Genomic DNA, 14149 nt, shown 5'->3' with positions numbered 1-14149 from the left:
ATTGGTTTTGTGAAGTGACTTGTATATGTGGTGGGCTGTTTTGTAGTAAACTATGTTTGTCTGCAGGTGATGGTGGGCAGTGTTGCGGTTGTTTTTGTGCCAAGCGTCATACGGATTTCTCCGTTTTGAAGCCGTTAAAACACTGGCACGTCTATACATGTTTTGCAGATTTCTGCTTGAAAACTGGGTGCTTAAAGTGTTGGAGAATAAGAATAAACGGTTACGGTTACTACAGACCTAACTTTTTTGGTCCACTAAAACCTGTTAAGCGGCCTAACTGCCCATGTGGCTTGTGAAAAAAGAAAAAGAACCTAACCCTGCTTTCCGGTTAGACGCTGTAGGTAAATAGTTTACCCTCATAGACTATGTCTATGCTTTTAGTGCATGATACTCCTAAATTAGTAATAATACCTGCCGGACAGTCAACTATGTTGTTGACGCCATCAATGTAGGTTTGAATCGAAATTGAAACAGGAGTGTATAGCGAGATGTTGTAGTGTTGAGTGTCACAAGTTACAACGATATATTCAACCTTAAGTGGTGTGCTTACATCAACATTTTTTGTGTGTATGCATTCAAACTTTTCAAAGATAACTTCACCGGGGAACACTATTTGCGGTACTGGGCCTTCTGGCGGAGGCGGTATGGTGACTTGTATGGTATAAATTGAACTGATGTTGTCGTTGGCTTCAGCATAGATGTCAAATGATGGCGCTATGTTCACAAAACATTGAAGTGTACTGATTTCTTTAACAATAAAGGGTATGGTTTCATTACCAAAGTATAGAATCGCCTCGGTACCTACAAGTTTTCCATCAAGATTCTCAACAACTACTGTTAAAGTATCACAGAGCATCACATTGCCATCAAAGGTGACTTCTCTACCCCTCGAATCATAAATGCTAATCTCAAACGCCTTGCTTATCAGCAGTTGTTAGTGGCGCCAACAAAGAAACAAACAAGACAATGGTAATACAAATTGCTAGAGCAATTAGACATTTTTTATTCAGGTTCATTCAACCACTTCCTGTCCAATAGTTCTACTGTTGAACGGTTGATATAAAAATTACACAAAACAAAAGAAGCCTAGCTGCTATGATGATGATGACACCAACTCTGTTGTGCAATTGTGTGTGGTTTGGTTGTCTTGTATTGATGGCAATGGATTTATCCTGCGAAAGAACAAGAGCATTTGTATGGTCCAAATACTAAAAGCCCAACTCGAAGACCTAAACACCATATTGCAGCTTCAATACCTTGCCTATCAAAGTGAAGCACTGCTTCACAATAACTTTACAATACACCCCCTAACCCAAACCTTCGACGAACTCATCAAAGAATACCACACAGGCATCATACTAAAAGCCGTAGAGAACAACGAAATTATCGGCTCTATTCGCGCACATGCAGATGACACAACCGTATATATCGCAAAACTAATGGTACACCCAACCCACCAAGGCAAAGGCATAGGCAAACGTCTCTTAACAGAAATCGAAAACACACTCCAGCGCAAACGATACGAACTCTTCACCAGCTACAAAAGCCAACGAAATCTACACATATACAAAACAGCCGGATACACCCAATTCCGCGAAGAAACAAACCTGGGCATAAAATTCCTCTACCTCGAAAAACAAACAAGGTAAACAACAACACAAACAACACCTTGTTCTATCTGCTAATCAACTATGACTCCAATAGCAACCAACCAATCCAACCTACATTTTAAACTCCCAGATAACAAGCTGACCGGATGCTCCAAAGTTAACCGTTAGGTGCCCTCTCTGGACTGTTGACTTGTGCATCTTTGCTGGATCCCGTAGAGAGACCAAGCAACGTGAAACAGCTAACCCGCCAGTCAAACCCTAAATCGATAGGCATTTAGGTTACAAGATCTGATATACCTGCAAAGTTGATGCGCATGACACTGGTGAAGATCAATCAAATCTTAGAGGGCAAATACACCGATCAAAAAGTTACCATACGCGGTTGGGTCTACCGCAAACGTGAAGGTAAAGAACTCATATTCATACTAATCCGAGACTCCACTGGAGTAATCCAATCTACCATCAAAAAAGACAACCCCAGCTGGAGTGAGGCACAAAAACTCACCATCGAATCCAGCCTCACCCTAGAAGGCAACGTTAAACCCGACACACGCGCCCCAGGCGGCTTTGAAATCGGAGCAGACAACCTCACCATAACCGGATTAGCCGAAACTTTTCCCATAAGCAAAGACAAAAGCGAAGAATTCATCCGCGACATGCGTCACCTATGGCTCCGAAGCCGCAAAATGAACCTAGTTATGAAAGTCCGCGCAGAAACCATGCAAGCCGCCAGAGACTACTTTAACAAACAAAACTACACCGAAGTCTCCCCACCCATGTTCATCTCCGCCGCAGTAGAGGGCGGATCCACATTGTTTGGCCTAAAATATTTCGACCAACAACTCTACCTAACCCAAAGTAGCCAACTCTACCTAGAAATTCTCATGTACTCCCTAGAAAACGTCTACTGCATAGCACCCTCCTTTAGAGCAGAAAAAAGCCGCACTATTCGCCACCTAACTGAATACTGGCACATGGAAGGCGAATGGGCATTTGCCAATATGGATGATCTCATGAAATTCGAAGAAGGCCTCATGACCTATATCTGCCAAACCATCGCCACAAAATGCGAAAAAGAATTCAAAGAACTCGGCGCAGACATCGAAAAACTCAAAACCATAAAAACCCCCTTCCCACGCATAACCTACAAAGAAGCCATAGAACGCCTCAAACCCAAAAACCCCCAACTCGACTGGGGAAGCGACCTAGGCTATGAAGATGAAAAAGTACTCGCCGAAGACTTTGGCACTCCCTTCTTTGTTTATGACTACCCAACAGCCATCAAAGCATTCTACTGTAAAACCTACAAAGACCACCCCGAAGTAGCCATGTCCGTAGACATGATGGTACCCCGCATCGGCGAAATAAGCACCGGCGGCGCAAGAGAAGACAACAAAGACCTTCTCATCGAACGCATGAAAGCACAAGGCCTAAAACCCGAAGACTACGAATGGTACCTAGACCTAAGACGCTACGGCACAGTACCCCATGTAGGCTTTGGCATGGGTCTAGAACGTCTACTAGTATGGATGCTAGACCTCGACAACATTATCGACGCCATCCCATTCCCACGAACAACCCGACGATTCTACCCCTAATCCCCTTTTATCCCTAAAACTCCTGAGAGCTCCTTCTCTTTCTATTCTTTGTCGCTATAATGTTATATGCTCTGTTGTCTGTCTATATTTAGCGAAAGCACTGTGAGATGGGTTAATGAACATTGAAATAATTAACAAAGAGACTGAAATTACAGTAGCGGTGAAATTTGAAGCTGTAGAATTTACTAAAATGGCTGAAATTATGACGGAAGGCTACCCAAAGCTTATGGCTTATGTGACTAAATGCGGTAAACAAATGGCAGGCGCGCCATATTGTAAATACACCAACGGCAGTGAGGATTTTATGAAGTGGGATATCGAATTAGGAGTGCCTGTTAGCGAACCTTTGCCGGAGCAGGGTGAATTTTACATGAGCAAAACCTGTGCTGGTAGGGCGATTACAGCAATGCACAAAGGCGCATACAAAGACATTGAAAAGACATATGCACCCATGATGCAATATCTTGCGAAAAACAAATTAGAATCAACGGGTGTGTATTACGATTACTATCTTAGCAATCCTGCGGATACACCCGAGAGCGAGTTACTTACAAAAGTGGTGTTTCCGTTAAAGTAGCGGTGATATTTTGTAGTAGCGGTGATATTTTGTAGTAGCGGTGATATTTTGTAGTAGCGGTGATATTTTGTAGTAGCGGTGATATTTTGTTGCCCGCTGGCGGCAAAATACCCTCCCGTAATGTCTATAAATTTAGTACAATGTCCCCTTTTTGCTCTGTAGTATGGGTAATTTCTGTTTAAACCACTGATAAACATGGCCACATCATCAAAATAGTGGGAACTCACGCAATTCTTAAATCGGCCTTGCAGTGAGCTTAGATAGACTAAAACAATGCACGGTAATGCTGAGGGTCAAACCAAGCTTCGGGCGCTAAAATTTTCTGCGATAGCTATTGCTAGTGTTGTAATTGTTGAGGTCACTGTGGGTTTACTTGTTAATAGTTTAGCTATAGTTAGTGATGGTTTGCATGCACTGCTTGATGCGTTTACCTGCATTATGTTGATTTTTACTGTGCGTGAATCGCTAAAGCCGCCTGATGCGGAGCATACTTATGGGCATGGCAAGTTTGAAGCTATAGGAGGTTTAATTGGTGGTATAATTCTTACCTTTGTGGCTGTTTTGATCTTCTATGAAGCAGCCCTTAGATTACTGGAGACTGCTTCGCTCTCAGGTGGTATAGAGTATGCTGGTTTTGGTGCCATCGGGTATGCTTTGTTTATTTCTATTATGCGGGTTACGGTTTTTAAGAAGTTTCGTCATGTTGAGGGTGCTTCTATGAAAGCGGGTTTTTATGATGCTATTGCTGATTTGGGGTCTACTCTTATTGCGTTGTTGGGTTTTGCTTTGGCGCTTTTGGGTTTTGCAAATGCTGATGCGTTTGCTTCTATTTTTCTTGGTGTGATGCTTACTTATCTAAGTATTAAATTGGCTAAATCTAGTATTATGGAGTTAAGTGATTCTGTTTCGCATGAGCTGGTTGAGACAACTCGTCGTGTTATCCAGTCATGTGAGGATGTGGTAAAGATTGAGAATCTCAAAGTCCGTAAAGTGGGTTCTAAACTATTTGTTGATGCTTCTGTGCAGGTTCCCAATGTTATGAGTCTTGAAGATGCTCATGCTTCAGCATCTAAAATCGAGATATGCCTGCAGGAGAGTTGTGGTGATGTTGATGTAACCATACATGTTGAACCTGCCAACAAAGAGCGCCAGATGGAGCAGTTAATTGAAAAACTGGCAACGGTTGAGGGTGTTAGGGCAGTTCATGAAATCGCCGTTAACTCTGTGGATGATAAACTCTACATTACCCTGCATGCCTACGTTAACCCTGAGGTATCTGTTGAGGCAGCTCATCGCTTAGCTGAGGTCATCGAACAACGGTTGTACCGTGAGATTGTGCCACTTGAAAATGTTACGGTACATATGGAACCTGCAAGTGTTCCTCTCTCCCCTGATCAAGTCGATGAAGTGCAACTGCAAAAAATTGTTGCCGATGCCGCTCTAAACATTGGCGGCAACCTCGAGATTAAACGGATAGTAACCTACACTGCTGAGAACAAATGCTACATCAACATAGACTGTTGCTTTAGCAAAAATGTTCAGATAACCAAAGCACATCATTTGGCTTCTTTGCTTGAGAAAGAAACCAAAGAACATTTTGCTAATGCAGTAGTAACGGTACACATTGAACCTATGAGCCAATAAATACTAACTATCTGTTCCAAAGTTAGAAGTTGCAGAAACTCTATTTAGGGGTAGCGGATTGCTTAAAGCAACAGACAAAAAAATATCCTAACGGGTTGATTGCCTGGGTCAAGATTTTGGTGCTGAATTGTTTGCGCGTTGTGGTATTAATTGTCGAATTTGTGTGGGTTTTTTTGGTTATACTCTTTCAGGTGAGCGGCAGTCTCCGTGTGGGGGTTGTCGAACAAGAGAAAAAACTTGTACCTTTTTTGAGAAAAACTGTGTGTACCCTGAGCAGAAAGCAAATTGAGTTTTGTTTTGATTGTGCTGTGTTTCCTTGTGAAAATTTGGAAAAAATTGATCGCTACTACCGCCAAAAATATGGTTCTGGTGTTATTGAAAACTTTGTGTTCATTAAAACTCATGGTATGGTTGCATTTCTAAAAAGTGAAAAGGAAAAATGGAAATGTCCTGCTTGTGGCGGAGTTCTCTGTATCCATACAGAACGGTGTTATGCCTGTAATCCTTAAACAGCATTTGCTGTTTTGTGCTAAAATACTGATTGGTCGCAAATAAGGTGATTTGCATCATAAGTTTTGTCTAACTTGAGTTGAGTATTGGTTTATTGCTTAAACATGTCTTAATTCAACCTGTGATTAACTTAAATTAAGTACAAATTTAAATAACTTGGTTGGCTAATCCATCCAAGATTCAAGCATTTGGAAACTAATTATATTGGCATGTGAGGAGGTGAAAAATTGGTTAAAAAAAGTATCATTGCTGTAATTCTTGTTGCCATACTTATAGTTGCATCCGTATATGTTGTCTACACACAATACTACACATCACTCGACTCGCCTTCATCACCCCGATCAAATTCACCTGCTGGCAATCCAGCTTCATCAGCAAATAATCCCCCAGATTCTTCAAACCCATCCGATGCTACAGCTTCTTCTGCTTCATCTTCTTCGTCTTCTTCATCTGATGAAAGCCTTTCTTCAAAAATCTCTTCACTTATTGACGGTGCTGGTTTTGTTGTTGAGGTGCCCTATTCAGTAAAGAGAATTGTTGTTTTGGATGGTAATCTTGCAGAACTGCTCTGTTTTATGGGTCTAAAAGATTCCATTGTGGGGCGAACTAATGCTCAATGCCCGTCACAACTCCTCAACGTGGCAAGTGTGGGTGAAGCCGCATATGCTCTGAGTGTAGAGGCAATCCTTGAACTAAAACCTGATATCATAATTGCTGATTCACTGTTGACCTATGATATGGATGGGTCGTATACAAAACTCAAAGCTACTAGTATACCCATTTATATTTCTCAGCCGCCTGTCTCTCCACAAAATCCGTTGCATATGACTGCTGATGAATTGTATAATGCACCCACAGGGATAGATATAGTCTGCTCTGTAATGGCCGATTTGGCTACAGTGGTGGGTAACAAAGAACGCGTAGCTGAATACATTACTTGGGCGCAGTCCTACAACACACTTGTAAAAGACCGCATAGCTACTTTGCCTCGTGAAAAACAAACAATGGCCTTTGTTGAATGGTATTCCTCTCCCTACCATACAACCAACGATCTAAAACTCTACCAAGCGGGCGGAATTAACATTGCAGAAAACAGTACTCTTGCTTCCCTTACATTGAGCCCTGAAACGGTTGTAGAGCAAAATCCTTCTGTAATTATTGAGCTAATTTCTAGCCCAACACATAATGTCGATGATTTTATTGCTGCCCGAAATGATATACTTAGTCGTCAAACGCTAAAAGATGTTGATGCTGTGAAAAATGGGCGTGTCTATGTATGCGACTTTCTTGCTTTAAACGGCATGCGTTCAATAGTTGGCTATCTATATTACGCTAAGTGGGTTCAGCCTGAACTCTTTTCAGATATAGACCCCGTAGCAGTAAACGCACACCTAAACCAGCAATATCTAGGTACCCCTGTGACAGACACTTATTGCTATCCACGATAGCAATCGCGTATTTGTCTTTCTTTTTTCTCTTTTTTGTGTCACCGCTCAAAATATTATCAATCAGACATTAACTTAAGTTGAACTATGGTTTATATGATTAGTTAGCCCTTCTATACTAACAAACAAAAATGGAGAACCCCTTTATGAAAAACAAATCTATAAACAAACTTTTTTTGTTTGCTCTATCGGTGCTCCTGCTGCTGGCATTAATGCCTGTTATAACCCTCCCCACACAAGCCGCAGAAAACACACCACCCTTGGAAATAACCAACCTATCAACAGTCACCGAAGAGACAATCATTCTTGAACAGAACTTTAATGGACTAACCGATCTCCCTGAAGGCTGGACGATCCACCATGGCGACTGGCGCATCTCCGATGGAAAACTATACCAAAGCTACAAACCCGCCGATATGTTTGATGACCTAGAACCAGCAATGCTCACTTTTAATGCAGGATATTTAGAGAATTTCCGTTTTGAAGCAAACCTTTGGTTTGAGGATTATCTTGTCTATTATAGCTGGATGGGCATAGGCTTTGATATGCACACACCTTACCCAAGTCCACTTACCTGTTCAGCATTTTATTGGCAAACAACCCACTCATCAGGAGCGGGTTTCTATGATTACCCCACATGGTTTCCATATCCCAATTTTGGACACCCCTCTGGTCCAGCACCAAAAGACATGTCCGACGGGTTGTCTGTCCATGTAATGATTGAAGTCTACGGTGAATATGGTGATATCTATTTCGATGGCACTCTTGTAGTTGCTAACGCTGAAATTCCACGCTGGGGTAATGATGGTTCCTTTGGTTTAATTATGGGCTTTGGTGCAGTCGGCTCTTATGACGATATCAAAATTACAGCTCTGCCCTATCGTTTGCCCTCTATCACTACTGACAATTTGTTGAGCGGTACTGTTGATTTACCCTACGTACAAAAACTCGTGTCTGAGGGTGACAAAATTACTTGGAGCAAAATTAGCGGCGACATCCCCGATGGATTAACGTTATCAAGCAACGGTGTTATAGCTGGTACACCAACAACCAGTGGACTTTTTATCTTCACTATTAAAGCAGAAAACGCTAAAGATGAATCGATTAAAGACTTTAGCATTACAATCAATACCGAATATGTAAGTTCATTTGCGGGCAGGGGGACTGATTTTTCTTCGGGAGATATTGAAATTGTTTCTACCAGTAAGATTCCTGAATCGCCAAAGACTTTTGAGGCTTGGGTGAAAATTCCAATAACCAGTTCCACGATAGGTGTAATTGCAGGTAATGGTGCAATTGATGGTTTTGGTTTAGCGGTCATCAATTTTGGTGTTACCTCTGATGGAAACCCTTGGTTGTATTGGAAGGAAACAAATGGAAATGAAGCAAACTATACTGCTTATGCAAATGTGAAACTGGGTGACTGGGTTCATGTTGCCATCGTTCAAGACAGCGAAAACCATATGCTCATATGTTACGTTAATGGTGTCAAGGCTGATGAGCAGACGTTTTCGATTATGGACAACACCATACCTATTCGTCCTCTAAAAATTGGTGGAGACTACATGTGGGCTAATCCCCGGTGTTTCTTTGGTGAGCTCGCAGATATTCGTATCTGGTCTATTGTGCGCACTGCATCTGAGATACAGCTAAATATGAACACACAACTTGCTGGCAACGAGGAGGGTCTTATGGCAAATTGGCTCCTTGATGGTGTCGTTGGAAGTGTTTATGAGGATAACTCTGTAGTGGGTAATGATGCTCGAGCGTGGAGTGAATGGTTAGCACCCGAGTTTGCTGTAGGTGATTACACTATTGCAGTTATTCCCGATATTCAATATTTAACCTTGTATTATCCTGATGTTTTGGAGGAACTGCTGGATTGGATACTAAATAGTGCTCAAGAAGGCAATATACACTTCATGATTCAAGTAGGTGATCTCACCGAGAAAAACACTGTAATTGAGTGGCAAATTGTCCAAGATAATTTTGCAAAGCTCGATGGTGTTGTACCATATATCTTTGTTCCGGGCAACCATGATTATGCGGGTATGCCCTACCTTAGAGATACGATGCTTTTTAATGAATATCTTCTCTTTAGCAAGTACTCCTCTTTCCCTATCTTTGGCGGCGCATATGAAGATAACAAACTAGATAACGCCTACTACTACTTCACTACCGATGATGCGACCTATTTGATGCTGTGTCTAGATTTTGTTCCCCGAGACCCTGTACTTGAGTGGGCTAATGATGTTGTGGAGGCCAATTTGGACTGTCGGGTGATTGTGGTAACTCATTCGTATCTGTCCTATGATGGTAGTTATGATGATTCAAGTGGTTATGATACTGCGGGTAACAATGGTCAAAATGTCTGGAATAAACTTGTAAGTCAACATGCAAATATCATTATGGTTTTGTGTGGTCATATTCACAATGATGATCTAGTTTTGCGGGTTGACAGAGGCATATATGGCAATGTGGTGCCACAGCTCTTAGTAGATGCCCAAGATATGGACTATTATAACAAGGGTGTAGGTATGGTTGCTTTGCTAACCTTTAGCAATAACGGATATGATGTTGCTGTTAACTGGTACAGCGTTAAGGAAGACAAACTGTTTCGAGATTGGAACCAATTCACCTTCTCAGTAGAACTGGGTACCCACACTATCACCTTTGACATTCAAGACGGCACTGATCTACCCGCACAGACCATTGAGCACGGTCGTTTGTTAGTTGAACCCAGTGATCCAACTCGTTTAGGCTACACCTTTGCAGGCTGGTTTTACGGTGAAAACAAGTTTGACCTAAACACTCCAATAACTTCTGACATCACCCTTATTGCAAAATGGGAAAAAATAAAACTAACCATAGACAGTGCAACACCAACAGCCTCAGTAAAACAGCTTACCGGAAATAAAAACGACCTTACGATTACCATTACCGAAAAGCTCTCCGATGGAACAACAAACAATATTTCACAAACTTTTAGCATCAACAATAACGCAGCAAACACCTACACTGTTGGTTCCTACAGAGTATATGTAGATACTAAAGGCAACACACAAATTCGCGACTGCCGCATAGTATAGTATCAACATAAAGTCTTGTTGATATCCCAAACAGCTGTCTATCAGCTGGTCCATCTTCTTTTTCACCCAACCACCCATTAGAAAATCGCCTTCTCAGTAGATTAAAAAATTTTACTCGTGCTCCCTTTTTTTTGGCATCATCTAAAATAATACGGCGGGTTGCACGGTAATGTTTTAATTCTTAGGGCTTCCTAAAGGGTTGAAGCAGGTAATCACATTGAGTAGCGAAGCTAAATGCACTAGATCAGAATGTGACAAGTTTGTTGCAGTCAACGAGTTAGCAAAACGTAGAGGTTTCTTTTGGAGTAGTTTTGAAATCTATGGCGGAAGCGGCGGCTTTGTCACTTATGGTCCACTGGGTGCTCGATTAAAACAAAACATCGAAGCCAAACTTCGCGAATTTATGGTTAAAAAAATTGGCATCTATGAAATCGAATCCTCAGTCATAGTGCCCGGCAAAGTTTTTGAAGCCTCCGGGCACGTAGCACACTTTAAAGAACCAATGGTAGAATGCCAAGCCTGCCATACACGCTTCCGTGCGGACCATCTTTTAGCCGACAAAGGCGTCAGCAGTGCTGAGGCTGAGAAAATGGATCTTGCCGAAATCAATGTCGAATTACAAAAACATGGAGTAATCTGTCCAGATTGCAAGGGTTGTTTTGGTGAACCCACCCGCTACTTAACCATGTTTGAAACCACCATTGGTCCCTATGCAGGTTCAGTGGGTTATGGACGGCCTGAAGCGGCACAAAACATCTTTGTCGAATTTAACCGCCTCTACAACGTTGCCCGTGAACGCTTGCCATTTGGATGTATAATCATCGGCAAAGCCCTTCGCAACGAAATCTCACCCCGACAAGGCTTAATTCGGCTTCGCGAATTTACCATTGCCGATTTAGAATTCTTCTTTGACTCCGAAGACGCCGCCTGTGATCGCCTAAACGAGGTTGAAAACGAAGTCCTGCCCCTACTGCTCTGCGATACACGTCTAAAAGATTGCGAGGACATAACCAACTTTACGGTACGCGAAGCCCTTGACAAGGGTATTATCCGCTGTGAGTGGCAAGCCTATTTTATGGCACAAGCAAAACAGCTCCTAAACGAGCTGGGTGTGCCCTCTGAGAAACAACGGTTTATAGAAAAACTGGCTTGGGAAAAAGCCCACTATAGCAGTCAAAGCTTTGATCAAGAAGTACTAGTTGATCGCTGGGGCTGGGTTGAGGTCTCTGGTCATGCATACCGTACCGACTACGACTTGAGCTGTCATATGAAAGCCAGTGGCGTTGATTTGACTGTTTACAAAGAATACCCCACACCGGTTGAAACCGAAGAATTTGTTGTAAAACCCCTAATGGCCAAATTGGGCCCAGTCTACAAAGATCAAGCCGGCAAAGTTGCGGTTGCACTTGCCAAAGTGCCTGCCCAACAAGTCGCAGATGCCATAGCAAAGGATGGCCGCTTTACAGTTGAGGGTTATGAGATCTTTAGTGAACACGTAGAGGTTGGCAAACAAAAAACTGTGGTGCGCGGTAAACGCTTTGTGCCCCATGTGGTAGAACCCAGTTTTGGATGCGACCGTCTATTCTATGTTGCCTTGGAGTATGCCTATGGCCTAAAAGATGATCGTGCGGTCCTTAATTTCCCAAGAAGCATTGCACCCATCCAAATTGGGGTTTATCCTCTGATGAGCAAAGATGGGTTAGATCTTAAGGCTAAAGAGATTCAGCGGATGCTTTTCTGTGAGGGATTTATGACTGATTTCGATGAGTCCGGCAGTATTGGCAGACGTTATGCGCGTGCTGACGAAGCAGGTATACCCATTGGGATAACCATTGACTACGATACTCTAAGTCAGGGAACAGTGACTCTTCGTGACCGAAACACTTGGAAGCAGATTCGTGTCGCCGTCGCTGATTTGCCTAAATTGCTTTGTAAGTACTTCGAGGGCAAGGCTGACTTTGAAGAGTTAGGGGGCAATACTTAGAACTTAAGTAGTTATCTTTTTAATGTAGGTCTGTAAACTAGGCTTGTACAGTTAGGTAGATACAGCGGGGGATAACGTAAAATGGTACTTCCATCAGAAACAGAAGAGCGCGTAAAGCGTAGAGCACTTAATGCTTGTCAGGATAACCTACGTAAAGTAGTTGATGTATCCAGAAAAATCCCGCAGCTTGTTGAGTGCTTTGCAAGCGGAGACAAAGAAAGTGTCCGCAGGCTCTTTAGTGAAATCAAAGCCGGCGAAGAAGAAGTCGTTAACTCGCGCCGTATGGTTAGTCAGGAACTTGCCGAAATAGGTGCAATTCTTTATGCACGCGAAGACTTTCTAAGATTTACCAATCTCTCAAGTGAGATTGCTGATTTCTCAGAGGGTATTGCGTACTATCTTGTAGAGATTATGGAGCATAATTGGGTTGTTCCGCCAGAAATCAAAAAAGATCTTCTAAAGCTCAGTTTGGCCGTGTTGGATTCAGTGCTTAAACTCCGTGAAACAATGCTGGTTCTCAACTATGGGTCACAAAAGGCTCTGGAGCGTGCCAAAGATGTTGAAATTGCTGAGCGTATTGTTGATGATCAATATCGGGCGATTACAATCAAGATTCTTAGTACCAAACTTGATGTTCCTGTGCTTATGCTCATGCGTGATGTATTGCAGCTTCTTGAAAATTCCGCGGATAAGGCTGAGGATGCAGCAGATATAGCTAGACTGATTTCATTTATCATGTGACCTTAATGGGTAAAATAAAGGTTGAACTTATAGAGAATTTTTTGGTTGTATGGAACCCTGCCGAGGGTACCCAACTCTATAAAACTGCTTACTATGGCAAGCCTGTGGGGATTCCTAAGCCCAAAGTTCCCGAGTTTGATGTGCCTCTGGTTTTGGATTTGATGGAGGGGCTCTATCTGGCAGAAACTAAGAAAATTGAAATTTTTGAAAATCCTGATGTGGTTGAGGTTAGTCTTAAAAAGTTGCGCCAGAAAGCCAAGCAGCTCTATGATGAGTTTGAAGAAAAATATGCGGTTTATCGGGATATGCGTGATAGTGGTTTGATTGTTACGCCGGGTATCAAGTTTGGTTGTGATTTTGCGGTTTACAAGCAAGGTCCTGGGATGGAGCATGCACCCTATATGGTGACTGTCAAAACATCGGGTTCAGATATTTCTGCTACTGAGATTGTTAAAAATGGCCGGCTTGCAACGACTGTACGTAAACGGTTTATTATAGCTGTCCCTGATTTAGCTTCTAAACAAATAAAATATCTTATGTTTAAATGGTTCAAAGCCTAGTTCATTAAGTACTAATTGATGCAGTTTTTTTACCGTTAAGTTTTTATCTCGCAAGACGTGGTATATCGGTTGGTGAGGAGAGCCTGTGACGCTGTCTCCAATTTGGACTTAACATACATCAATACACCGTAAGATATTGAGACTGCAGAGTAGGAACGGTCTCACCTCTTCTTTTAGTTGTCCTAACACACATCTACTATAAACCATGACAATGACGCTACTAAAATATTACCATACGCAACACAGTTATATTAAGCAAAAACACATACTACCCTAAAATCCCGTGTGTGTAACTATGTTTTTTGAGGGATGTTAAAGGCGTCTATTATTGTTCGTTGTAAGGGTCCAGTTTCAGAAATAGTAGAACCATATTTTTCTGAGTAGGTAATTT

General features: G+C 42.2%; 11 protein-coding genes. 10 read left to right on the top strand and 1 reads right to left on the bottom strand.

What is annotated here, in order from left to right; translation table 11 throughout:
• Positions 1 to 328: 328 nt before the first annotated feature.
• A complete protein-coding gene (locus FWF39_RS06215; RefSeq protein ID WP_343382579.1) occupies positions 329 to 856 on the bottom strand; it encodes a hypothetical protein in 528 nt (175 codons plus the stop codon).
• Positions 857 to 1196: 340 nt separating this feature from the next.
• Here FWF39_RS06215 and FWF39_RS06210 point away from each other — a divergent pair, with 340 nt between their 5' ends.
• The 10 genes from FWF39_RS06210 (at position 1197) to endA (ending at position 13758) form a co-directional block, all read left to right on the top strand.
• Positions 1197 to 1649, top strand: coding sequence for a GNAT family N-acetyltransferase (locus FWF39_RS06210; protein WP_343382578.1), 453 nt, complete (start codon positions 1197 to 1199; stop codon positions 1647 to 1649).
• A gap of 275 nt (positions 1650 to 1924) precedes the next feature.
• Positions 1925 to 3208: an asparagine--tRNA ligase gene (gene asnS, locus FWF39_RS06205; protein ID WP_343382577.1), complete on the top strand. Its 1284-nt coding sequence runs from the start codon at positions 1925 to 1927 to the stop codon at positions 3206 to 3208.
• A 115-nt stretch (positions 3209 to 3323) separates the two neighbouring features.
• Positions 3324 to 3785 carry a GyrI-like domain-containing protein gene (locus FWF39_RS06200; RefSeq protein WP_343382576.1) on the top strand — a complete coding sequence of 154 codons (462 nt, stop codon included), beginning with the start codon at positions 3324 to 3326 and terminating at the stop codon, positions 3783 to 3785.
• Positions 3786 to 4058: 273 nt separating this feature from the next.
• Positions 4059 to 5429, top strand: coding sequence for a cation diffusion facilitator family transporter (locus FWF39_RS06195; RefSeq protein ID WP_343382575.1), 1371 nt, complete (start codon positions 4059 to 4061; stop codon positions 5427 to 5429).
• A gap of 326 nt (positions 5430 to 5755) precedes the next feature.
• Entirely contained in the window at positions 5756 to 5938 is a 183-nt protein-coding gene (locus FWF39_RS06190) for a hypothetical protein (protein WP_343382574.1), read from the top strand.
• A gap of 228 nt (positions 5939 to 6166) precedes the next feature.
• Complete coding sequence (locus FWF39_RS06185; RefSeq protein ID WP_343382573.1) at positions 6167 to 7387, top strand: ABC transporter substrate-binding protein; 1221 nt, start codon at positions 6167 to 6169, stop codon at positions 7385 to 7387.
• Between the two features lie 209 nt (positions 7388 to 7596).
• Complete coding sequence (locus FWF39_RS06180; protein WP_343382572.1) at positions 7597 to 10473, top strand: LamG-like jellyroll fold domain-containing protein; 2877 nt, start codon at positions 7597 to 7599, stop codon at positions 10471 to 10473.
• A 217-nt stretch (positions 10474 to 10690) separates the two neighbouring features.
• Positions 10691 to 12457, top strand: coding sequence for a glycine--tRNA ligase (glyS, locus tag FWF39_RS06175; protein ID WP_343382571.1), 1767 nt, complete (start codon positions 10691 to 10693; stop codon positions 12455 to 12457).
• Between the two features lie 81 nt (positions 12458 to 12538).
• A complete protein-coding gene (locus tag FWF39_RS06170; RefSeq protein WP_343382570.1) occupies positions 12539 to 13198 on the top strand; it encodes a DUF47 family protein in 660 nt (219 codons plus the stop codon).
• A 5-nt stretch (positions 13199 to 13203) separates the two neighbouring features.
• The gene (gene endA / locus FWF39_RS06165; protein WP_343382569.1) at positions 13204 to 13758 is read left to right on the top strand and encodes a tRNA-intron lyase; all 555 of its coding nucleotides are present in this window, start codon (positions 13204 to 13206) and stop codon (positions 13756 to 13758) included.
• Positions 13759 to 14149: the final 391 nt, after the last annotated feature.

It is taken from the genome of Candidatus Bathycorpusculum sp., from assembly GCF_009778815.1.
Taxonomy (GTDB): Archaea; Thermoproteota; Bathyarchaeia; order Bathyarchaeales; family Bathycorpusculaceae; genus Bathycorpusculum; species Bathycorpusculum hydrogenotrophicum.
This window is presented reverse-complemented; position numbering and strand designations above follow the sequence as displayed.